Here is a 23,169-nt window from a genome sequence, read left to right as displayed (position 1 = left end):
TTCTCAGCTGCAGCGCTGGCGGTCCGTGTGTTGTGCCCCATTGTTCACTCCTAATCTCATGATCATGAGCCAAAACACTCCCTTATTCAAATTAACCGATCTGTCCATAAGGCTTCGATGGGGAACAAAACAAACTACTGAGTTCTTTTACTCCACCATCTTAGGAGATGAGTGGTTGCTCAGTACAGATTTGCATTTTTTAGACAAGCGGTGTCGGCAGAAACCGGTATTCGTCGAGCTAGCCAACTGACAGAGTATTCATAATCAACGCATCATGACATAGATGAATTATGATCATTCATAGTAAGCTCTATATGAATACGTAAACAGCGCCCAACCTGCTAAAATACACCCAACACGCTTACAACATTAAAATTGTAGTAAAATCAAATAAATTCAAGTATTTGACTCCACATACAAACACGTTTACTTATTTCTCAGCTCATGTAAGAGCTAGATTTTGCTACCTACAGATATGATGTCTGTTGTTTCAGTGCGCATGCTGATTTCAATAGCAATTTATTGATATTCTGTAGAGGTATACATTATGGATGTTAGTGGCGTCCGTCTTTCTTTTTCATTCACCAATTTTGCTGGTAATTATGATCCTGCACCGATTATGTCTCAGGATGAAGTAGCTGTTAGTTTGCTTGAAGATGTTGTGCGCTTCACCCCCGACAATGAATTACGTCAGGGCAATGAACTACGCCAGCAAGGGCAAAATGCAAAGAGTGAAGCTGAGCAAAGTAATGATCCGACTAAAAAAGCGATCAGCAAAATATTCGAGGTACTAATCGGCCTCGATACCGATAAAATGCAAGGCGCAGTTCACTCTTATCTGGCACAACGCAGCCGACAAGCTGCAGCAATCCAAAAGTTCTTCGACATCTCAAAAGAATGGACTAATCCGAACAGTTCGGCTGTGTATCAGGAGCTGATGAAGGGTATCTATGCCAGTGCTAAGACTGGAGACCCTATCGCTAAAGAAATGCTGCAAGCGATGAAGGATGGTACACTCAATATCGAAGATATGGCAGACTATGGCTTCGAAACAAAATCCAATTACATCGTTTATTTGAATCCTGATGGAGAGTATGTGTTTGGGACTTCCTCAATTACACATGTCGGCGATTACTCTAATGCAAATGAGTTGTTTGAAGATCTGACCTTCATGGATGAAGAAGGACGCTCCTTCGATAAAAAGACCGGCCACAATGCGTACTATGTTCAAATTGCAAAGAACCTCGCTTTCTACTTTACTTGGCCGTAACCTCCTAAATTAACTCTAGTCCTTTAGATTGCCTTGTGCAAAGGGGAGTAGTGATGCTCCCCTTATCTCAATCATGTGAGTAAGCTGCTGGAGCATCATCCTCGTTTAAGATGAGCGTCATCAGGGTCAGGTCCAGCCAGCGACCGAATTTGAACCCGACTTGGGGGAGCTCTCCGCTGACTTTGAAGCCGTAGCGTTCGTGCAATCGGATTGAGCCTTTGTTGTCGCTGTCGATGGCACCGATTAAGACGTGTTTCTGATCTTGTTTTGCAAGTTCGATCAGTTTTTCGAGCAATACGGATCCTGCCCCTTTTCCACGAGATTGCGGCGTTACATAAACTGAATGTTCCATGGTTTTGTTATAGCCAGGCTTCTCACGGAACGGGCCGTAACTGCCGTATCCCAGCACATCACCGTTGTCGTCTTCAGCCACAATGATCGGAAACCCACCAGCAATCCGGTTTTCGAACCAGTTCTTACGGTCTTCCAATGTCTCTAAAGCATCCGTCCAGATTGCAGCTAAAGTTTTGACTGCATCATTGTGAATTTCCAGGATGACAGGAAGATCAGATTTGGTTGCATGACGCAGTTTCATGGAAGCCCCTTTAAAATACCCGGGCCAAAAAACGCTAGAGCGAAGGTATGCGTGTTGCCCCGTAAATCTACTTTTGCCTAGTTTTGATAGATACGCCTGAACTTTCAGCAGAATTGTCATATTTTACGACAGGCCTCAAGAACACACCGCGCGCAAACACTTGAGTTTATTGCAGGATAGTCTGGGATCTGGAGTTAAAACCGGGCGGACATCAGATAGCTGAAATTTACTAATTATCAGATTATTTTACGTAAATTTAACCATAATTTTTGATCATTACATCAAATTTCAATGGTTGATTTTAAGGTTATCAATTAATTACTGCACCTACGGGTAGTCGTTACTTAACAGAGAGTGAACACGTTACTCAGCAGCAATTATCTCACTCCTTGAATATCAATCTGCTTACACTTTCATATCTGGAGTATTTGAAGTGAAACAGGTTCTGTGTATTTCCACCCTTATTGCGGGCGTTGGATTAATAATTGCCGGAGCATCCGCTGCGCAGGCTCAAGACAGTGGCATGTATATCTCGCTCAAAGGCGCAAAGGCATTTTCACTTCGTAGCACCTTTGACCCAATCGGAGGTGTGCCAACTGATAGCTATGATTTTGACTATAAAAGCGAATGGTCGGCAAGCACTAGCCTTGGATATAGGTTGAATGAGTATCTTCGTCTTGAAGGTGAACTAGGATATCTTGTCAACTCGGTCAAAGATATGAGCAGTGACACCATTCCAATCGATTACAGCTCAAGAGGAAAAATCTTTGCCAGATACACTATGGCAAACATACTTGCTGATTTTGCTCTTACAGATCAGCTGTCGGCCTTCGCGGGAGGTGGTATTGGCATTGCAAAGCCAGATATGGATAAAACAATCCTCTCAAATGCGCTCTTGGGTCAGACACGGCAAATCGAGATCGAAGATCAATATGTTTTTGCATGGAAACTCACTGGCGGCCTTTCTTATGAGGCGTATGAAAACACTCACCTTTTTGCAGATTATACTTACTTCCAAACGGCCGATTTTGACATCAAGCAAAAAACAACCCAAAGCGGCGTTTCAGTAGAAAACACACTGGAGTCAGATCTAAGTTCTCACCTTATCGGCGTTGGTCTTCGCTATGATTTTTAGCGGGTAACAAACGTAAGTACTTCGCTAATTTTCACTATTGACAGAGGCGGCAGGTTGCCGCCTTGTTTTATGCATAGCGACTACTGGTAATATCATCAGACCTCATAGAGATCAGACAAGTTATATCATTGTAATTGATACCTATATTTTACATGTTCTGTGAATTACATCATTAATTATTTGGTAAGACTTGTCTATTTGCGCGAATCTCCCTTTCAGGACTTCAGGAGATAGTGCGCAATGGGAAAGTTTTCCTCTACTGTGATCATGTTAGTTTCTGCGTTATTGGCGACAGGAGCACTCTCTGCCCGTTCCTATGCTGCGGATTTGGCGGCGGCTGCGCAAGAAGCAGCTGCGGCAGCGGCTGAAAAAGCGGCGATGGGCATGTTTCCACTCAAACCTTATGCAGGTGCTAAGGCCTTTGTTTCTTACGCACCTGATGGTGATTTTTATACACCCGGGACTGGGCGGACAAAATTTTTCGAATACAATATCGGCTGGAATGCCGCCGCGTTTGGCGGTGTAACGGCTGGGGACTTTGTCAAACTGCAGCTGGATACTGGTTACATCAGCAATAGCGTTTCTAACCTTTCCGGGGTGGACGGCGGAAGTGGAACTGTGGCCGCCGCCTATGTGATGGGCGGCGTTATTCTTTCTGCTCCCCTTTCTCCCCTCACCAAAAAGGTCATTCCGTTTGCCGGGATCAGCATTGGGGCTGCATTTCCTGTCATCGGGACTATCAATGGCACAATTAACGGGGATCAGTTCACAATCAAAGGCAGCCAGTCGACGGTTGGGGCCTTGTTGGCTCGCGGGGGTGTAACCATAGCGATTAACCCCAAACTTGGAGCAACACTCGAATACGGGTTCTTCCAGACCGCGGATTTCTCACTGAGCACAACGGACAATATCTCCGGCTCCGGCAACGCGTCGACCGATATGTCAGCTCATTTGTTTGGTCTTGGCTTTGAGTATCACTTTTAGCCAGATAGCAGCGAGAATCTGAGAGAAAGCCAATTGCTATTCACTTTATTGGCTGGAAAACGGCAAAAAAGCGCGTGGGCGCTTATTATGTGCTTTGCCATAGAGCAAAGCAGTGGTAATTGAGCGCCCATGACGACCAAAACTTTGTCCAATATTCGCAATTTCTCGATTGTCGCGCACATCGACCACGGTAAGTCCACCCTGGCCGATCGCCTCATCCAGTCTACCGGCACTCTCACTGATCGTGAGATGACGGAGCAGGTTCTCGATTCCATGGATATCGAGAAGGAGCGCGGCATTACCATTAAGGCTCAAACCGTTCGCCTGATCTACAAGGCAGATAACGGTGAAGAGTACACGCTGAACCTGATTGATACCCCAGGTCACGTGGACTTTGCCTATGAAGTTTCTCGCTCTCTTGCTGCGGTGGAAGGCTCCCTGCTGGTGGTTGATGCCTCCCAAGGTGTGGAAGCGCAGACGCTTGCGAACGTCTATCAGGCGATCGACAACGACCACGATATCGTGACCGTTCTCAACAAGGTTGACCTGCCTGCTGCTGAGCCGGATCGCATCAAAGAGCAGATCGAAGATGTGATCGGCCTTGATACGTCTGACTCCGTGATGATTTCAGCGAAGACCGGACTTGGTATTCCTGATGTTTTGGAAGCAATCGTCAAACAGCTTCCTGCACCAAAAGGCAATCCGGATGGCCCGTTAAAAGCTATGTTGGTGGACAGCTGGTACGATACGTATCTTGGTGTGATGGTTCTGGTTCGCATCATCGACGGTGAACTGAAAAAAGGCGACTCCATCAAGATGATGGGCACTGGCGCTGTTTATCCAGTTGACCGCGTTGGTGTGATGACCCCAGCTTTCGTTGCAACGGACCGCCTTGGACCGGGTGAAATTGGTGTTCTGACAGCTTCCATCAAGGAAGTTGCTGATACCCGTGTGGGCGACACCATAACTACGGATAAAAAGGGCTGCACCGAAGCACTGCCGGGCTTTAAGCCTGCTCAGCCTGTTGTGTTCTGTGGTCTCTTCCCGGTTGATGCCAACGACTTTGAAGACCTACGCTCTGCTATGGGCAAGCTGCGCCTCAATGATGCGTCATTTTCCTATGAGATGGAAACATCGGCTGCGCTTGGTTTTGGTTTCCGCTGTGGCTTCCTTGGTCTGCTGCACCTTGAGATTATTCAGGAACGCCTGTCCCGTGAGTTCAACCTTGATCTGATCGCAACAGCGCCATCTGTTGTTTATGAGATGGAGATGACAGACGGTTCTCAGTTTGAGATGCACAACCCTGCTGATATGCCGGATGTTGTGAAGATCAAAGAAATCCGCGAGCCATGGATCCGTGCGAACATTATGACACCAGATGAGTACCTCGGTGCCATCTTGAAGCTGTGTCAGGATCGCCGTGGTGTGCAGGTTGACCTTTCCTACGTTGGGTCTCGTGCAATGGTCACTTATGACTTGCCGCTCAACGAAGTGGTCTTTGACTTTTATGACCGCTTGAAGTCCATCTCCAAGGGCTACGCTTCGTTTGATTATACAATCAGCGAATACCGTGCTGGTGATTTGGCCAGGATGTCCATTCTGGTGAACGACGAGCCGGTTGATGCGCTCTCTGTGCTGGTGCACCGCTCACAGGCGGACAAACGCGGTCGTGCGATGTGTGAGGTTCTGAAAGAGCTGATCCCTCGGCACATGTTCAAAATCCCTATTCAGGCAGCGCTTGGTGGCCGCGTGATTGCACGTGAGACCCTTTCTGCCCTGCGTAAGGATGTGACCGCGAAATGTTATGGCGGTGATGCTTCTCGTAAACGCAAGCTGCTGGACAAGCAGAAGGCGGGTAAGAAGAAGATGCGCCAGTTCGGTAAGGTTGAAATCCCTCAGGAAGCGTTCATTCAAGCGCTGAAGATGGATGACTGAGCACCGATTAGAGCTGCAGTAATACTAAGATTCAAGACCGGCCCATGTGAGGCCGGTCTTTGTTTTTGGCAAATGCGACTATGAAAAGGTACGTAGATATGTCCCTTGAGAATGACCTGCGCAGCCGCGCAGACGATAAATGCGAGCTTTGCGGTGTGACAGAGGATCTTGCTGCAGTCGCAGTTGGTCCGGATAGCGATGGCAATGCAGAGAAATCCATTTTGGTTTGTGGCACTTGCTCCGCACAGTTGGAAAGTGAAGCTGAGCTGGATGTGAACCATTTGCGCTGCCTGAATGAGAGCGCATGGAGCACTGAGCCAGCGGTTCAGGTGAGCGCATGGCGTCTGCTTGGCCGCCTCTCCAGTGAGGCCTGGGCACGAGACCTACTGGATACGCTGTATCTGGATGAGGAAACGCTTGAGTGGGCTCAGTCCGGTATGCCAGCGGCAGAGGATGAAGACGCTATCGTGCACAAGGATACGCACGGCGCTGTGCTTTCTGCTGGGGACACCGTGACGCTGGTCAAAGACCTCAAAGTCAAAGGCGCGGGCTTCACTGCCAAGCGCGGCACAGCGGTGCGGAACATTACTCTGGTGCAGGATAATGCAGAGCACATCGAAGGCCGTGTCAACGACCAACGTATTGTTATTCTGACGGAATTCGTGAAGAAGTCCTGAGGATTAGCACTAAAAACCCGAGACGTAGAAAGCGGCCTAAATGGTCGCTTTTTTTATGACGCAGACTCCTCGTTTAAACGGCTGATCTGCTCAAAATCACCAGAGCACGTTTGCATAAGGCGCCGTTAGGCTAGTTCTCTCCGCCATTACGCTGCAGGCGGACCTGCGTGTGCATCAAGATCTGCTCGGGGGTTAAGCGCAGGAGGATTTGGTTGTCTTTCCATTGATAGAGGCTTGAACCAAGGTTTGAGGTTTCGATGCGGTAGTGGCGGCCGCCTTGGCGGGCGTACCAATCTATGCGGTCTTTGTTGAACCATTTGTTGGTCTTGAGCGGGTGCAGCATAGTGAGGTTGCCGGGGTAGTCGGCGAGGAGCAGGTCTATGGCGTTGGCGGCGTTGGTTTCTTCAGCGACGCGGTGGACTTCGCAGATCTGCGGTTTTTTGATGGTAGCGAAGCGCTTGCCGACATGGGCGTACTCGTTGAAGTGTGCCATGCTTTCATTATGCCGCAGATAATCAAACACCACGATGGCGCCATCACAAATGGAGGAGAAATAGAAGGATTTGTTGGTGTACTGGAGTGTCACCCGCTGCGGTTGATTGGCGATATAGCGTTGGACGGTATTGCCACTTCCTGTCAGATACTCGCCCCGCCTTTTCTTCTGCAGGGCCAGGCCAAGGCCAATCAAGTAGTCATCATCAAGAAAGCGCGCAGGTATGGATTTATGCGACTTCCTGTTTGAAGCGGCTGGCTGACCTGAAAACACATTCCTCCCAAACCTGATATCCATCTCTGTTCCCCGTCACCACAAGTGGTCGATGTTTCAAACGTGGAACAATTCCTAGGCAAAAGCAGTCCTTCAAATGCCTCAGATGGATAGTCTTAGGTTACATCTAATTGGGTGGATCTCAGGGTTTTCCTTTCGTCTCAGCCGTGGTCTTCCTCTTTCTGGTTCACGAAGATCAGCGCCAAAAATGCGATGATGCTGATGTTGTAGGAGGTGTCTATGGCCCCTCTCCCGAGTGGAGATTGCCATGCAAGGAACCACTCTCCTGCTCCTGTAACAAAGATGCCAAACCAAAGCAGAATGGCGATGCAAAAGCCGAAGGAGACGGTGGACTTGGAGCGATTGAATGAGGCCGCTGACCGATGAATGCTGGCCAGCATGCGCAAGCTTCCCAGAACCAGCAGGAGAGCAATGAAGCCTTCTATGGCCAGGATAATAGTGAGGAAGGTTGGTGCGGTTTCCAGAGGAAACACAGCCCGGAACTTGGGGCTGGTTGGGAAAGTGTCCACCATGGAAATGACGGTTTCAATATACGCCAGATTTGCCGGTGTATCCTGATAGTTGTTGAAGCAAACCAGAGCAGCAAAACCGCCGAACGCCAAGGAGACCAGAACTTTGATCAGTCGAAGAAGCATAGGACTATCCGCTTTTCCGCCAGTAAAGCAGATTGACGCTAATGCGTGGTTAGGTGCTCTCGTCAGCTCTGGTCTTTTTCATTTGCCCTTTGTTAGTGGAGCGGCCTGCCTCAAGCAATATCCAGAATTTCAGGCCACAAGACCGCGTTTTGCTTGGCGAAGGCCTTCAGATGCCCAACTTCCTTGAGCTCGAAGTCTGCCGGATTAAGGATTTGTCGCGTGACCTGCGCATCTTTGTAGAGAGGTGGAAGGCGTTCAACGGAGGCATTCGGGGCAAGATCATCATCGGTGAACGACATGATTTTGATCGGACCAGTGAAGGGCTTCGGGTTCATGGAAGGTAAAGCACTACCGATGTCATCCTTGAAGAAGGTTGGAGAAGTGCACCATTTACGCCATTGCCAATAAACACCAGCAGGAATATCTGCGCCGATCCCAAGTGCCTTACCGGGCAAATAACCTTTCATACGTGTCACAGCTGGTCCAAGCAAATACCAGAAGGCAACAACAGTCAGGAAATATGGCATATGGTGGTCACGCCAATAAACCTGACCGCAGGCAACTGTCGTGACCTTATCGACCATGTCCAGATTTCGATGGAATGGCAACATGAAGCCGCCAAGAGAGTGACCAATCACGTGAGTGCTGGGCGTATCAGCCAGTTTCAGCAGCGCATCAAAGGCAGCTTGCTGATCATACAGGCCCCAATCAGACATCGTGGCGGAAGAGTTGCGTGGATGTATCTGTTTAGAGGCACCAAAGTCGCGATAGTCATAGGTGAGACAGAGATGCCCCTGCTCTGCGACCCAGCGGGCAAACTTTGCATAAAACAACTGCGGCACACCGGTTGCGCCGTGAATGATGACTGAGGATTTTGGGTCACCCACAGGCCAGTAGGCTTTGCCAATCAGTGTGGCACCCTCGCTGGGAATTGTGATTGTTTCCGCGCGCTGCTCACTTTCAGCCATCATTTCTTCCAGTTGCTTCATAGCGGTATCTTTTCAACTTACGATAGCCGCATAGGACCACATATTAACGTATAGGTAAAGTCAGAAGGTAAAATATACCGCTCGCTTTTAAGAGAAGGTTTCATGAGTTCATTCTCGGAAACACTCTGATTTCAGAGAATGTTGTGTGTTTTGTCTGAGATGGAGATCAGGCGAGACCTGCCTTATTGCAGCGCTTTCGCCAAGGCTTGCTGAATTGCCGTGATTGTCTCCTGCACCGATTTGGGTGGCAAAGTATCATAGCTGTGCACGGCATAAATTGGTGTTGGTTCTGGCTCTGACAGAGTACGTAAAGGCTGGAGGGTTCCAGTCTTCAGGTCCTGCGCAATCGCGATATCCGGCAGGAGCGCAACGCCCAGGCCATTTCGAGCATAAGCTGCGATGGCTTCAATGGTGTTGGCTTTGACGGCAGATCTGAAGCTCACCTCAATGCTCTCTGAACTTTCCTGAACCGGGAGGCGGTGCCGCACCACAGCAGGCTCTCGTGTATGAGCGATGTATGGCAGGGACTGCACCCATTGCCAGTAGAGCGGGTCATCAGCGGAAGGCGCCTTTTCAATTACAGCTGGCGCGGCACACAGAATATCGCACAGGGTCCCTATGCGGCGCGCCTGAAGCGTGCTGTCTGGCAGTTGGCCGACACTGATCGCAACATCAATCCCCTCAGTGATCAGATTGAGGCGCTTGTCCTCCGCTATTACTGAAGGCTGAAGGTTCGGGAACTTATCTTTCACAACTGCCAGGGCCGGTGCGATGACAGGCGTGATGAAAGCGTGGGGGGCTGTGATGGTGATCGGGCCAGACGGGACCGCTCCGAAACTCTCCATCTCGGTTTCCGCCTGCCGTGAGAGCGCGAGGATTTCCTTGCAGCGCTGGTAGTAGCGCTCCCCTGCCGGGGTCAGAGAGAGGTGGCGCGTGGTGCGGATGGCGAGTTTTACATCCAGCTGTTCTTCCAGCCGTTTCAGATTTTGACTAACGGCGGATTTGGCGATGTTCAGCTCATCGGCTGCGCGTGTGATTGAGCCGGTCTCGACAATTGTGACGAAGGAGAGCGGGAGCGTTGAGAGCATAATTGTTCTCTTCATATGAATAGTGATTTCAGAAATAGAGTGTTTTTCAAACAATGCAAGTGCGGCAAAAGACAGTCATCAACATCGCATCTGAACGGAGATCACGTGATGACTTTCATTAAATCTATCGCTCTTGCTGTTACTGTCGCGGTTGGATTGAGCGGACAAGCCATCGCTGACGAAGCAGGAAAACTGGCTGAAAGTGAATACAAGCTCAACACCGCTGTTGCCACTGCAAGCCGTACCTGGCGTGATGCGTTCAACGCAGGTGATGCAGCGGGTGCGGCTGCGCTTTATGAGGATGATGCCGTGATGGTCGTAAAGCCATTTGGCACGTTTAAAGGGCGCGAAGCGATTGAGGGCTTTTGGACAGACATCATCTCCAAGGGATTTGATGATGTGGTTTACAGCAGTACCGTCACCACTGTTCTGGACCAGACCTCTGCCCGCGTTGCAGCCAACTGGAAGATGAACAACGCCCATGGCGTCATCACCAATGAGCTTTGGGTTTTGCAGCCGGATGGCCGTGCTTTGCTGCGTGAGGACCACTTCGAGATCGCTCAATAAACACGCGTATTTGCCTTGTGCCCCGATAAAGGACAGCCCGTTATGACAAAGCTTGATACTCTTCGTTTGCGTGTCCGTGATGTGGCGGCTCAAAAGCGATTTTATTGCGATGTCCTGGGCATGTCCGATCAGGGTGATGGGCGGGTCGGATATTGTGCGGAAGAGACGGCACTTCTGTTCACCGAGGCGGAGGCGCCTTACACGCCGCAATCCTCTGATCTTTATTGGAAGATCGCACTCTCAGTTCCCAATATCGAGCTGGCTTGTGCCCAGCTTCAGGCGCGCGGTGTCTATGTTACAGGACCGCAGCAGTTTCGGGATGTTGGGTACCTTGCCAAACTCACAGATCCGGAAGGTTTTGTGATTGAGCTGATTGACCATTGGTTTGAAGGTGACCGGCCTGATCTGGAGTTCGATGAGAGCCGACTAGGTGGAGGTCCGCATCTCAGCCTTGTGACCCTGCGCACTGGCGACATTACAGCAATTGAGCCCGATATTCTCAGTTGGGGTATGACGCCGCTCTCTGTTCAGCCTGTCGAGCCTTTTGGTTTCACGCTCTACTTTTACGCCTTCACGACTGAACAGCCTCCAAACCCTGATCTCACCGGAGTTGAGAACCGGACCTGGACCTATCAGCGGCCTTATACGGTGCTGGAAATTCAGCATGTTTCTGCAGTGAAGACGGAGAGTTTGCCGGAGGTTGGTGCAGCAGGTTATGGCGGCCTGATATTTGGCTCAGCCGGTGCGCCTATTCATTCTGAGCGGCTGATGATTACGGCAAATTGAGACTGCGTCATCCCCCGCCCCTACCGTGCAGATTGCCTGAAAACGAAGAAGGCGGCAGAGCTAGAGTCCCCCTATACCCTAGCTCTAGCCGCCTTATCGTTATGAGGTGATGCCGACTTCAAACCGTCCTTTAAAGTCAGCGCCTCACACTTCGACTGGATCTCTGTCCGAGTTATTCTTTGCTGAGATCAGCGTCTAAACCCGCGATCATGCGATCTGCAGTTTTATTCCGTGAAGAAAACTCTGAAATCACAACCATCCCAAGGATCGCCAAGAATACGCAAATGAACAATATCAAGCCGAAAGTCATAGTGCCTCCACTTCAATGACATTTAAAGCGTAGATAGCATTTTGACCTATGTCAATATGAATTTATAATTTGACTAATGTGAAATTTACTCATGGTCAGAAGCGATATTTCTTCATCATTTCATTTCGCACCGCACAACTTAGTATAATTATTTCTTTTATTATTCTTGACCACAAACTTTCTAGCACTGACCTCACCTTTACTCGCAGCTATAGTACATATACGTAGATTACCTAAGTTAAATCAATTTAAGAGCCAGCTGAAAATCAGTCACTTTTGCAGCGCGAAAACCTGAGCTAAGGTCGTACATAGAGCGATCACCCGTATTTTCGGAGTTACCTTCATGCCTATGCCTCAGGAGTATCAGCTGGCCTCTCAGCAGTACGAATCTTTCCTTGCTGATGCTCAGGACGCGCTTGGCCTGACCACTCGTAATCAGACCTACACATGCGTCCAGGCTGTTTTGCTGGTGTTCCGCCGGAGACTGGACGCTGAGCAGGTTCTGTCCTTTGCTGATACGCTGCCAGCGGTTCTTCGGGCGATTTTCACATATGGCTGGAGCAGCAGCGACTACACTGCGGACTTTGGCGCTGAACACGATTGGGCTACTGAGGTGAAAGCTCTCAGGGCACATCACAACTTTGCGGATGATGAGACGCCCGCACGTGTGGTTGAGGTCTTGCGCAGCCGCGTTGACCTTCCCCGCTTTGAGCAGGTGTTAGGCCAGATCGGCCCTGGCGCTTTACGGTTTTGGGGATTTGAAAGTTTGGCTGAAGCAGAGGCGAAGAGAGATTTATCAGAAGGCACTCCCTCTCAGACTGAGACTTTGTAAAACCTGTAGTTTCTTCAGTGGGTCCGTTGACTGTAAGGGATGGCTCGGGCAGGGAGAGAACGATCTTGCCGCCTCACTTTTGACTTTCCAGAGGCCAGGCGCTCATCTCTCCTTGCCTGCTCATATTCAGAGTGTTTTGCTGGGCAGAAAGTTACGAAGGAAGTTCCAGCCATGTTCATGAAGCGTTTCGGGTTGTGTTTTGCTGCTTGTGTGTTGGCCACTGCCAGCAATGCAGAAGACGCTGCAAGCCCTGTTTATGACGCTGCCTCAACCACCTCAGCTCAGAATGTGGTCGTCTCTACACAGCCGCACCATGTTGCCATCGGTGATATGAGCGTTTCCTGGCAAGAAAGGCCTTCATTTCAGGAGCAAACTGGCAGCACGCTAAGCTTGGTCGCCGTGACGTTTACTGAACTTGATCCTGAGACCCGTGCGCCCATCGCCTCGCCAAGCTTGTCTGTGAATGAGAGATTGAAATTAGCAGAGACAGCGATCGAGCTCTCGCCCGGCTGCTCATATTACGGTTACGACCCTGAAATCAACTTCATTGATGGCTTCAGGTGGAAGGATCATGACAACATCATCGTAGTGCTGGCTGGCTGCTAAGCGCCAGCCTGATGCACTTGCTGCCTATTTAAAAACGCAGCGGTTGATGGCCGGATCCTTACCGTCCAACTTTTTCGAGAGCAATTTAGCTACTCCCAGAGGCGCACCTACCATAAGCTCAGTGCCAGTGGAATTGACTGATTTGACTGAACAAAGCTTGTCGTGGAACGACTTATCGCAGCACGTGCCATCGGTGTTGCGATCGCCGGGTGCGCATAACCAGGGGCCAGCCATCTGAAAGCCTGCAGACGGGCTGGGCACTGCGGGACAGGAACAGATGATCTCGTCTTCTTTGACCGCTCCGATACCGGGGAAGTCTTTCCCTTGCGTGCTCTTAAAACAGAAACCACCGTCACATTGGGCAGAGTAGCCAGCGGGTGCGCTCTCGGTGTTAGGGCAGCTGTACGTCGCCATGGGTGGTCCCAGCTTTTCTGTATCGGGATCGTAGTCCGTTTCCATCTGGCGCGGTGTGACATAGGTGCTTACCGTGAAACCGTTATCAATGCCGGCCTTTAACAGATCACAGACATCCTTTTTCTCGTCACCCTCTTTATAGTGAAACGGGAGAGAAATGCTCTGTTCGTTCATCACATCACATTTGCAGTAGGCAACAGTGTCGACGGTCCAGCATTTGGCTGTGGCGCACAGGGCAAACGTGTTGGGATCATCCTGAGATACCGGGCATTCCTTGAAAAGACTTAGGTCTGTGCTTGCGTCTGTGCCGGTCTCAGCGTTGGCTGCACCTATACTGAGCAGCGGGAACGCGAGTACGAGCCATAGCGTTGCTAATCGTGAAGCTAATTTCAGCGGCATGTTTTTCTCTCCTTTTTGCGCTGAACGGTTGCCGTCTTTTGGGCTAACAGTCAGGAATGCTTATCTGCTTGCTTATGGTGTCGTGATGTCGCGGTCAGAGTGTCCATCAGCGCCGCAAAGGTCCGGGGCTGGAACTGTCTTCATTGTTCAATGTATGGGGAAGCAGACGTTTCTTCAGGCGCTGTTCAACCGGCACCTGTTCCAGTGCGTGACGGATGTCATTACCAATACCCGGCGTCTGGCTGACACCGTGTAATGACGGGTACTGGTCGGTATAAATGCTGGTTCGGCTGGGAGCGCAGGCTGTGGTTGCAGTGTGGTGGTTGAGAAACTCCAATCCGTGTTGGCGCATCTTTCCAAGCGCAACACTGCTCTGCAACCGGTACTGCTTGGCGCTGTCATTTTCATAGACCGGAGGGAAGCGCTCTTCATCCGTCGTAATAATCAAGAAGTTGAGAGGCTTGCCGTTAATTTTCATGCTGTGTCCTTATCGTTTTTGTTCGTTTTGGACATCGTTCGCTGGAATGTATGTACTCAAGTAAATCTGAGTGACCGACGCAGATATAGAGCTGAAGCACTCTGAGAAGCGGGTGGGAAAGTTGTATGACAGAAACATGAATCACAACATAAAGTTGTTACGCGTTTTCATCTTGAAATATTGGGGGAGAGATTTGCATGAGGAGCGGTTTGAACAGCGTGATAGTCAGTTAGCCCACCCGACTTTCTTTCTAAAACAAAGCACTCCCTGCGAGAGTGATAATTGAACCTTATCTGGGTCTAATTCGGCGACACGTAAAGAGTAGGAAGTAGGCTCTACTGAGTAATAACCTACTTCACCTCAGGTCAAAAACTACCTAAATCAGTTCGCATTTAGGTTGAAACACATGAACTGCTTTAGCCTTTGTTTTTGCGTATCTTTATTCGAAGGCCGGTTTCCACTTTTCGGAGATACGCTGTAGCAGACGATTGTAGTTAGCCCACTTGCTGTAATGTGTTGATGCGATTGAGGCCGAGTTCAACGATCTTCAAGGCAACCTCAGAATGTGTCATAGCTGACGGCCTGTTCGTCTTCGATTTTGACCCAGTTTGTAATGAACAAGCCCTCGGGAAGTAACTTGAATCGGGCGTCATACCCGGCACTAGGTTTGCTTCAAGAAAATTGGGGTTTCCTTCTGCATCAAGCTTGATGTCAATCCGACCAAAACTCTTAACTCCTAATGCCGTAAAAGCACTGCCTGCAAGCTTGGAAACAGCGCTCAAAGTGGGTTCGGTAATAGTTCTGAGTAACTCATGATTTTGCTGCTTTGCAGCACATCCCAATATTCGATCACCCTTTTCATTCTTGGGAACTATGATTTCTACAGGCATAATAGATCTTGAATTGGTTTCCGGGTCGTCAAAGATTGCAACGGTAAACTCTCGTCCCGGTAGCACCTCCTCGACCAGAACATCTGCGCCATAGCTTTCGAAAAGTTCTTTGACTTTACTTTGATAACTTTCGAAGTCGCGAACTATTGAGTTTTCATCAATTCCATTTCCATTAGCAGCATCTATTGGTTTAACGAAAAGAGGAAGAAAAAGAGGGAGTTTGTCTTCTGTTTCGAACTGGCCAGGGCAGGCTTGGAAAAACTTTGCAGTAGCAATACCGTGGTTTTGTATAGCCGTCTTAGCCTTTCCTTTATTGGAATCGAACTCCAGGCTGTTGCGATCAGATCCGGTAAAAGCAATTGCATGCGTAGAAAAGTAATCTGAAAACCAAGTTTTTGTATTATTACTTACATCCAGGAAGTATTTACTGCAAAGGACAACAAGATCTGGTCTAGACGTAACAATATCATTTAAACTGGATATCGAAGAAATCTCGTGAAACGTAACCGTTTGATATTTTTCTTTCAGAGCATCGTAAAAGAAGCGACATGTCTCAATCGATCCAAATCCGGTTTCTTTCAAATCATGTGTATTGGTCGCTACAACTGCAATGTGGTTCTTCAGTTTTGAGGAGTGTTCCTGCAAATCTTGCCGATGGTTATTGTTTGCAATTGGATTGGGAAACTGGAGAGGACCAATTAATTCTGCGGTTAAGCCAATTTTAGCAAGATCAGTTCGTTCTGTCATTGGACCATTCTTTCGTTGCTCAGTCATCAGTTGACAAGCAAATTGCCGGCCCTTTGTTTAGAGCACGGGAAGTGGCGAGGATAATTGACCGGTAAAACGTGGATTTAACTCACACAGTGCCGGGTGAGGATGGCTTTATTCACGGCACTAAGATCTTGTAGGAATAGGGAGAGCAGCTGTGAGGTAGTGTATATGACCAGCTGCAGATCTGATAAACACCACTGTCATGAGTAAGGAAGTTACGTGTCCAGAGACCGTCTTTTGTTAGGCAACTTCGATATTGTTGACTTCTATTTTCCCGTTTGCAGGATTTGTAAGCGTATCGAAACGTACTTTTTGGCGTTCAGCCAATTTCTTAATACCAGCACGATTTAAGGACGCTCGAAGGACGCGAAACTGTGAATTTGTACCGTCCTCCTGAATGTAGCCAAAGCCTTGCTCAGAATTGAAGAATTTCACGGAACCATTGATCATTTAGGATACAATCTGTGATGACCAAAAACGCTTTAGTACTTATGTACAGTCGCTTGGCCAGAGAATACTACTTCCCCAAAAGCAATATTCCATTATGTACATATTGCACATCTTATCGCACTGGTTCAATCAATTTAAATTTTAATACGGATTTATTTGGATAGTATAAGTAAATCTTAGAGAAACATAGTTTCTTGAACTTTAGATCTACTAGATCAAAGAATAGATCTTAGCCCAAGATATTTAGCGATATCTTGTGCACTCGCTGACTGCCAATCACTTGGTAGACTATTTTATCAAAGGGCGAGGCTTTTTATCGGTAGCTTCTTTAGCAAGACGGAGTTCTTTTAGGCGAGACGTTTTTTCACTTAATTGCAGAGCCCGTTCCTCTTCATCGGTGAGTTCTTTTTTTTTGTTTTTTTCAATCGCAGCAAATCGATCTTTTGCACATGACATTGAAATATTAGGCATATTTTGGTTCTTTCTATAAGGACTAGGGCTACGCACAGGCGCAGCCCTGATCTTTTATTAGTCAACCAGCTGCAAATTCACAGCTGAAGCTTTGCCATCGCGGCCGCTTTCTAGTTCATAAGCAACTTTTTGACCTTCTTCGAGACCCATAAGTCCTGCCCGCTCAACAGCAGAAATATGAACAAATGCATCCTTTCCGCCATCTTCAGGAGAAATAAAGCCGAAACCTTTTGTGGAATTGAAGAATTTTACAGTGCCGTGTGTCATGGTTGATACCTTGTAACTTTACCCGGGCTAAGCGGGCGTATTTCCCATGTTCGATATGTACATGGGGTGCAACATTCTCAAAATCAGGGGGAACCTAGCAAACCGGCAAGCCGGAAGAAAAGATAGCCAATGATGGCTGTAAACGCGCTTTGTTTATGTAGTTATTCTCGGCTCTCTTTTCAAGAGGCTATGTAAGATATGCTAAACAATCTACAATTCTTGCTACTCTGATCGGTCCTGAAAGCAAGAAAAACTCGTTCTCCTACAACCCTACACCATGATCATTTAGTGCTTCGACTGCGTGAATATTTATTTTCGAAGAAAATACCGGATGCGTGTATTTTATAGTATTGAGATAGTACGATCTCAAGCCTTGATTGACTCTATCGAATGTCCACTCTGGCCCGACACTCCAGCTCTGGCCTTGTTATTGGCGCGGTACTTTGCAAATGCAACAATGGACAGCTACCCCGCCTGAATTGCCGATCTGACATTTGGCACTCGGTGTTGCTTTGCGTTTTTGGTGAGAGGTTGCTTGAGGGCAAACAGTCGTCCTCTTAGAGCGCGGTTTTACTTTCGACTACACCTGATCTGTCATTGTTGGGGGTTACGCCAACACCCCGAACCTGCCTCCCAGTGGGTTCGGGGTGTTGAAACGGACAAAACTTGCCGCAGCGGGAAGGGCTGCGGCAAGTCTTTTGCTGACATTTGAGGGTCAGTTGGTTTGATTGCGGGGGCTTGTGGTTTGCCTCGCAATCAGGTTTTGCCCCGACTGAATAGTCGTCTTTATTGCTTTCTCTTCAAACGGATTAGCCGAAGATTGGCAGGTTACCGGTCAGTTCGAATGCAGTGATGATGAACACCAGGATACCGAAACCGAATACCATTGCCTGACGGGCGTTGCCGCCTGGGACCTGGTACATGTCCGGGTTCCGCTCACGACAGATGCGAACCATTACGATTGGCGCCAGCAAGGAGAAGATCACCAGAACCACACCAGCATAACCGATTGCTGCGATGAACCCGTGTGGGTACAGGATAGCAAGGATAATGGTTGGTACGAATGCGATGCCTACAGTCTTTGCTTTGCCAGCAACGGTAGCTGTATCGAACTTGAACAAGTCAGAGATGTAATCATACAGGCTGAGAGAGACACCCAGGAAGGATGTTGCAACAGCCATGTTGCCAAAGATCTGCAGGATTACAGAGATGTTTTCACTGATACCAGACTTACTCAGAGCACCGATAATGTTACCGATGTTGCCACCTTCAGCGATGATCGCAGGGAAGTCATCACGGGAGATGTTTCCGAATACTGCAAACATCCAGAGGAAGTAGAAGAAGCCTGCAAGGAAAATCGCGATCAGCAGCGCTTTGCTTGTCCGCTTCGCATCCAGACCCAGATAGTTGGTTACAGTTGGAACTGTAATTTGAAGACCAAAACTCGCCACCAGGAAGGAGATGGTGTAGAACGCATATGGCATGCGATCGCCGAGAGAGATCTCTGGGAACAGGTTCGTTGTAGATGAGTTGCCGATCAATGAACTCAAGCTGATCATGAATGTGATGATCATGCCGCCGATGAGAACAGTGTTCACACGGTCAACAGCTCGGGTCCCCATCATCACAATCGATAGTAACACGACTGCAAAGATCAAACTCGCCACCCCTGATGACATGTTGACGTCACCAAAAATCGACAGCGAGTATGTGATGATCGAACTACCACCTGAGATGTAGGCGTAGGTGAGAACGTAGCACAGGAAGGCAACGGAGAGACCGTTGACCACACGGCCCACGTTACCAATGGTGCCCTTGGCAAGGCTGTCGTAATTGGACCCTTCAGGGAAATGAAGCGTGATTTCCATGATGTACAACGATGCAGTGTGCATGATGTAACCAACAACGATCATCAGAACCAGACAAACAGAGAACCATACGCCACTGTTTGCAACAGGGAGCGAGAACATGCCCGCGCCGACGGCGGTGCCAGCAGCGATCACACTGGCGCCTAAGATTGTGCCCTGGCTTTTCTTGGTAGATTTTGGTTCAACTGTCTCTGCAGTAGGAACCTGCTCAGAAGCAATGGTCATGTTGAGCCTCCCAACTCCGGCATTTGCCGTGACCAATTGAGAAAACACCTGCCGATTTTGTAAGTGCCCCGTGGCAGAGCTTTCCCGAAAAGCGCACATAGACTTACGATGGGTAAGATTTGTGCTTTGATAACAACAGAGGAGAGCACACGGGCTCTCCTCCAATGCAGTTTAGTCTTTGACTATTGCTAGTCACTTCAATGGCTTAGTTCTTAGATTTCTTCGAAACGGCCAGTGAAGAAGCGAAGTACCTTAGGTTCGAATACGAACTCGAGACCCTTGATGCTTTCGCGGTTTTTGTAGAGCTCGATGATCGCATCTGCGACGTAATCCATGTGTGCGTATGTGTATACGCGACGTGGGATAGTCAGACGAACTGTTTCGAGCTTAGGAACGTGGTTCTCACCGGTCTTAACGTCGCGGCCTGCGGATACGATGCCGCGTTCCATGGTACGTACACCGGAGGTGCGGTAGATCGCTGCGGCAAGTGCCTGTGCAGGGAGCTGCTGCTGGTCAAGGTGTGGCAGGAATGCGCGTGCATCGAGGAAGATTGCGTGACCGCCGTAAGGTTTAACCATTGGCACGCCAGCTGCATCCAGACGTTCGCCGAGGTAGCGGATCTGGTTTACGCGGTGTGAGATGTAGTCAAACTCTACGGATTCCTTGATGCCGATTGCCATTGCTTCCATGTCGCGGCCAGCGAGACCACCGTAGGAAGGCATACCTTCGAACTGAACAACCATGCCTTTTGCTTCAGCAAACAGGTCGTCGTCGTTCATGCAGAGGAAACCGCCGTTGTTTGTCAGGCAGTCTTTTTTGCCGGACATGGTGCAGCCGTCGCCGTAGGAGAACATTTCAAGGAGGATTGCCTTGATTGTTTTGTCTTCGAAGCCAGCTTCACGGTCTTTGATGAAGAACGCGTTTTCTACACAACGGGTTGCATCGTACATCACTTTGATGCCGTGCTTGTGGCAGAGTTCGCTTACTGCTTTGATGTTGCCCATGGAAACAGGCTGACCACCAGCCAGGTTCACGGTTACAGCAAGACAGATGTAAGGGATCTTTTCGCCACCAACTTCGTCGATGAGCTTCTGCAGTTTTGCAAGGTCCACGTTGCCTTTGAATGGCACGTCAGCCAGGTCAGGGTTGTGGGCTTCGTCGCAGATTACGTCAACAAATGTTGCACCGTTACGTTCCTGGTGGAAACGTGTTGTGGTGAAGTACATGTTGCCTGGAACGTAGTCGCCTGGCTTGATTGTGAGCGTGGACAGGATGTTTTCTGCGCCGCGGCCCTGGTGAGTAGGGATGAGGTGTTTGAAGCCGAAGTGCTCTTTAACAACTTCTTCAAGGTGGTAGAAGTTTTCGGAGCCAGCGTAAGCTTCGTCACCAACCATCAGGCCAGCCCACTGCTTGTCGGACATCGCGGATGTACCGGAGTCGGTCAGCAGATCGATGTAGCAATCTTTGGACTTCAGCAGGAATGTGTTGAAGCCAGCTTCCTGGATTGCCGCTTCGCGACGCTCGTCAGAAATGAAGTACATTGGTTCAACAGATTTAATCTTGAACGGCTCTGGCATAAACTTAGTCATAAGAACGTCCTCTTACTTGCTTCTTTACCAATAGGGCGGAGGGACCATGTCTCTCCGAATTCTCAAGGAGTGAAGAAATTATCGATTTCGAAGTTTATTTACTTACGAATCGAAAACATTCTCGCTTCACCAATCTTCGTATTCATTAATTATCCAAATATTCGATCATCACAATAAGTAACAATATGGATATGTGAATAAATAATCGTTTATATATACAGATCACAGACACATGTACCTTTATGCAATACACAAGGCGCTGATATTTACATGAGTATTACTTGATCGTGCAGAGTTATCTCCTGCATAATCTTGGCTGTGCTGTGATCTGTATATTTCCCCGCTGCAAGTCTCAGGCATGGCGGTGCCGTTCTTCTGCCCCAAGCGCGCTCAACACTTGGAAGACAGGAGCAAAGACAAACGTCATTATCTGAAGCAATCACGACACACCTGCAGCGCAAACCGGAGGTGTCGATGGTATTGCCAATATCAAAGCACAGTTCTTCTGCTGCGTAGGGGATGCAGTGTTGGAATGAGTGCCTAATATTACTTGTTTTGGGGGTGTTGCATGTTTTGGCTGGCCTCTACACTCTGCATCTTTGGTGGACTATAGGAGGCAGGAGGCTAGCTTACATGCGGCCGTGCAGCAGGAGCGACTCCACTGCAGGCGGAGGTCGTCAGACGAGATGCAGATTATTGGCCATGGAAACATCTTCGATGTGCCAAGGCAGCTTATCTCTCTTTAAGATATTCAAATACAGCTGATACCAGCGCATTTTCCTAGTCCCAATGTAACTTCAAGACCTAATTGATTACACACAACGGAGTTTGTGCGAATTGGCCTGAAAGTCAAAAGGAAAAACTACTTAGAGACAGTGGCTTGACGGGGGTGCCTTGCCGCGGCGCGACACAACTACCGTTACAAGCTCCCTGAAATACCAAGGGTTTTTGGGTTTTACGGGGTGTATATCCCCCGGTTTGGCAGGCTTCACGATTCGTCAAAACATCCTATTTATTCCACAATAAACTTATATATTAGCAACTCCTGCCATTATTTTTAGATTGATTAGCATGAATCACTTTCACGTTCAGAGAACCTGATCGAGCTGTGTTTGATCAGATTGGAGTGCATCCCCTGCCCTTTGGGATGCTGGCCTGCGGGCGTTTGTTGCCCGGCCGCAGACCAGCAGGGTGCTCATTTGCGGGGTTGTGCCTCTTACCCGAGGTTGGAGGCCTTGGTGTGGAGGCTTCCCTGTGGCAGTGAACACGGGGTGCGTGTGACACCACCCGAGCACCTGTCACAGTGCGTTAATCCAGAGACACAACATTGGTGTTGACCGGCTGCGGAAGGGCGACCCGCTCCAATAATCCGCAGGACTTTTTCAGTGCCTCCAGGCGGTCACATAAGGCGTGGTGCAAAGTGAGCAAAGCATCCCGCTCGCAACTGTTCTTCACGCGCTCGCTGAGTACAAGCTGTTGCATGTACGCGAGGTTCTGAAGATCAGAGACGACGATCTGGACTTCGTCAATTTCATTCTGAAGAGTGTTTGTGGCGCTGCATGCGCATGCGGAGTCGACCATATTCAATCCCTCTGTTTAGGGTGTTGAAGGCCGCGCGACAAAGAGCTTTTGGGACTCGCTGGCGAGCGGGAGGCCAAAAACCTGCAAACAGACAGGCGGGTTTATTCCCCTCCGAAGAAGGTATTGTATTCACCGCCCTCCCGCTCATAACGAAGGGTTTGCGCACTTTTGGAAAAAAGGCACAAAAAATCCGCTAGTTAACGGGAGCGGGTACCGCTGTTTGGAGAGGTTTTGGGCCTCACCCAAGAGCATGCAACCAGATGCATGCGGTGTCAATGGTCAAGGTTTGCAAGCGCGCGTTGTGTGGCGGAGGGGAGACGGTTTCAAGGGAATGTGAGAAGCCCTTAGGGCGTCATCCCGCACTTGATGCGGGACCCAGCTGGATGTTCCCAACTTCCAAGAACGAGGTGTTGTTGCACCTCCAGTTCGACCGCTCTGCCTTTTCGCTCTGGGTCCCTGTGTGTTTGTTTTGTGCTTGAATGGTAGCGAGGCGGAGGTCGTTGGGTCCCAGATCAGAGCCCAGCACGGCTTGAGATCGTGACGCGGCCAGACCCCGCCTCGCATGTATTA

Annotated in this window: 23 protein-coding genes; 9 read left to right on the top strand and 14 right to left on the bottom strand. The window is 49.1% G+C overall.

The genetic code is table 11. The features are described 5' to 3' along the window. The first annotated feature begins 547 nt into the window (after window positions 1–547). Window positions 548–1,270 carry a hypothetical protein gene (locus PsAD46_RS04985; protein WP_063291026.1) on the top strand — a complete coding sequence of 241 codons (723 nt, stop codon included), beginning with the start codon at window positions 548–550 and terminating at the stop codon, window positions 1,268–1,270. Window positions 1,271–1,337: 67 nt separating this feature from the next. Here the strand turns inward: PsAD46_RS04985 and PsAD46_RS04980 are convergent, their stop codons facing one another. After that, complete coding sequence (locus PsAD46_RS04980) at window positions 1,338–1,865, bottom strand: GNAT family N-acetyltransferase (protein ID WP_063291025.1); 528 nt, start codon at window positions 1,863–1,865, stop codon at window positions 1,338–1,340. Window positions 1,866–2,298: 433 nt separating this feature from the next. On the opposite strand from PsAD46_RS04980, the gene PsAD46_RS04975 reads away from it, so the two are divergent. From PsAD46_RS04975 to PsAD46_RS04960, 4 genes are all read left to right on the top strand, one after another. After that, window positions 2,299–3,000: an outer membrane beta-barrel protein gene (locus tag PsAD46_RS04975; protein WP_161831370.1), complete on the top strand. Its 702-nt coding sequence runs from the start codon at window positions 2,299–2,301 to the stop codon at window positions 2,998–3,000. 240 nt (window positions 3,001–3,240) lie between these two features. Further along, window positions 3,241–3,984: a hypothetical protein gene (locus tag PsAD46_RS04970; protein ID WP_057464232.1), complete on the top strand. Its 744-nt coding sequence runs from the start codon at window positions 3,241–3,243 to the stop codon at window positions 3,982–3,984. A 129-nt stretch (window positions 3,985–4,113) separates the two neighbouring features. Beyond that, complete coding sequence (gene lepA / locus PsAD46_RS04965; RefSeq protein ID WP_063291024.1) at window positions 4,114–5,919, top strand: translation elongation factor 4; 1,806 nt, start codon at window positions 4,114–4,116, stop codon at window positions 5,917–5,919. Between the two features lie 98 nt (window positions 5,920–6,017). Further along, the gene (locus PsAD46_RS04960) at window positions 6,018–6,596 is read left to right on the top strand and encodes an alkylphosphonate utilization protein (RefSeq protein ID WP_057464233.1); all 579 of its coding nucleotides are present in this window, start codon (window positions 6,018–6,020) and stop codon (window positions 6,594–6,596) included. Window positions 6,597–6,726: 130 nt separating this feature from the next. Here the strand turns inward: PsAD46_RS04960 and PsAD46_RS04955 are convergent, their stop codons facing one another. From PsAD46_RS04955 to PsAD46_RS04940, 4 genes are all read right to left on the bottom strand, one after another. Further along, entirely contained in the window at window positions 6,727–7,386 is a 660-nt protein-coding gene (locus PsAD46_RS04955; RefSeq protein ID WP_063291023.1) for a hypothetical protein, read from the bottom strand. A 137-nt stretch (window positions 7,387–7,523) separates the two neighbouring features. Beyond that, on the bottom strand, window positions 7,524–8,018 hold the full coding sequence (locus tag PsAD46_RS04950) for a DUF2165 domain-containing protein (protein WP_063291022.1): 495 nt from the start codon (window positions 8,016–8,018) through the stop codon (window positions 7,524–7,526). Between the two features lie 110 nt (window positions 8,019–8,128). Beyond that, window positions 8,129–9,007 (bottom strand): alpha/beta fold hydrolase, encoded by an 879-nt coding sequence (locus PsAD46_RS04945; RefSeq protein WP_063306293.1) that lies wholly within the window; start codon window positions 9,005–9,007, stop codon window positions 8,129–8,131. A gap of 182 nt (window positions 9,008–9,189) precedes the next feature. After that, a complete protein-coding gene (locus PsAD46_RS04940; RefSeq protein WP_063306292.1) occupies window positions 9,190–10,095 on the bottom strand; it encodes a LysR family transcriptional regulator in 906 nt (301 codons plus the stop codon). A 108-nt stretch (window positions 10,096–10,203) separates the two neighbouring features. On the opposite strand from PsAD46_RS04940, the gene PsAD46_RS04935 reads away from it, so the two are divergent. The 4 genes from PsAD46_RS04935 to PsAD46_RS04920 all read left to right on the top strand — a co-directional run bounded on the left by PsAD46_RS04935 (window position 10,204) and on the right by PsAD46_RS04920 (window position 13,196). Then, window positions 10,204–10,662: an SgcJ/EcaC family oxidoreductase gene (locus PsAD46_RS04935; RefSeq protein ID WP_193776914.1), complete on the top strand. Its 459-nt coding sequence runs from the start codon at window positions 10,204–10,206 to the stop codon at window positions 10,660–10,662. Window positions 10,663–10,704: 42 nt separating this feature from the next. Continuing rightward, entirely contained in the window at window positions 10,705–11,448 is a 744-nt protein-coding gene (locus PsAD46_RS04930) for a VOC family protein (protein ID WP_063306291.1), read from the top strand. Window positions 11,449–12,101: 653 nt separating this feature from the next. Then, window positions 12,102–12,590, top strand: a complete 489-nt coding sequence (locus PsAD46_RS04925; protein WP_063306290.1) for a DUF2267 domain-containing protein — start codon at window positions 12,102–12,104, stop codon at window positions 12,588–12,590. Between the two features lie 171 nt (window positions 12,591–12,761). Next, window positions 12,762–13,196 carry a hypothetical protein gene (locus tag PsAD46_RS04920; RefSeq protein ID WP_063306289.1) on the top strand — a complete coding sequence of 145 codons (435 nt, stop codon included), beginning with the start codon at window positions 12,762–12,764 and terminating at the stop codon, window positions 13,194–13,196. Between the two features lie 24 nt (window positions 13,197–13,220). Here the strand turns inward: PsAD46_RS04920 and PsAD46_RS04915 are convergent, their stop codons facing one another. From PsAD46_RS04915 to PsAD46_RS04875, 9 genes are all read right to left on the bottom strand, one after another. Then, window positions 13,221–14,009 carry a hypothetical protein gene (locus PsAD46_RS04915; RefSeq protein ID WP_063306288.1) on the bottom strand — a complete coding sequence of 263 codons (789 nt, stop codon included), beginning with the start codon at window positions 14,007–14,009 and terminating at the stop codon, window positions 13,221–13,223. A gap of 106 nt (window positions 14,010–14,115) precedes the next feature. Then, a complete protein-coding gene (locus PsAD46_RS04910) occupies window positions 14,116–14,487 on the bottom strand; it encodes a sulfatase-like hydrolase/transferase (protein ID WP_063306287.1) in 372 nt (123 codons plus the stop codon). Window positions 14,488–14,981: 494 nt separating this feature from the next. Continuing rightward, complete coding sequence (locus PsAD46_RS04900; RefSeq protein ID WP_193776913.1) at window positions 14,982–16,124, bottom strand: D-alanine--D-alanine ligase; 1,143 nt, start codon at window positions 16,122–16,124, stop codon at window positions 14,982–14,984. Between the two features lie 264 nt (window positions 16,125–16,388). Next, on the bottom strand, window positions 16,389–16,598 hold the full coding sequence (locus PsAD46_RS04895) for a cold shock domain-containing protein (protein ID WP_057464242.1): 210 nt from the start codon (window positions 16,596–16,598) through the stop codon (window positions 16,389–16,391). A 288-nt stretch (window positions 16,599–16,886) separates the two neighbouring features. Continuing rightward, window positions 16,887–17,069 (bottom strand): hypothetical protein, encoded by a 183-nt coding sequence (locus PsAD46_RS27855; protein ID WP_152986764.1) that lies wholly within the window; start codon window positions 17,067–17,069, stop codon window positions 16,887–16,889. A 57-nt stretch (window positions 17,070–17,126) separates the two neighbouring features. After that, window positions 17,127–17,336, bottom strand: a complete 210-nt coding sequence (locus PsAD46_RS04890; protein ID WP_057464243.1) for a cold-shock protein — start codon at window positions 17,334–17,336, stop codon at window positions 17,127–17,129. An 809-nt stretch (window positions 17,337–18,145) separates the two neighbouring features. After that, entirely contained in the window at window positions 18,146–19,429 is a 1,284-nt protein-coding gene (locus PsAD46_RS04885; protein ID WP_057464244.1) for an aromatic amino acid transport family protein, read from the bottom strand. A gap of 212 nt (window positions 19,430–19,641) precedes the next feature. Continuing rightward, a complete protein-coding gene (locus PsAD46_RS04880; protein WP_063306284.1) occupies window positions 19,642–21,018 on the bottom strand; it encodes a tyrosine phenol-lyase in 1,377 nt (458 codons plus the stop codon). A gap of 1,308 nt (window positions 21,019–22,326) precedes the next feature. Continuing rightward, window positions 22,327–22,599, bottom strand: coding sequence for a hypothetical protein (locus PsAD46_RS04875; protein WP_057463957.1), 273 nt, complete (start codon window positions 22,597–22,599; stop codon window positions 22,327–22,329). Window positions 22,600–23,169: the final 570 nt, after the last annotated feature.

The sequence above is a fragment of the Pseudovibrio sp. Ad46 genome (assembly GCF_001623065.1).
Classification (GTDB): domain Bacteria; phylum Pseudomonadota; class Alphaproteobacteria; order Rhizobiales; family Stappiaceae; genus Pseudovibrio.
Note: the sequence above shows the minus strand (reverse complement) of the source record. Positions and strands in the feature narration are given on the sequence as shown.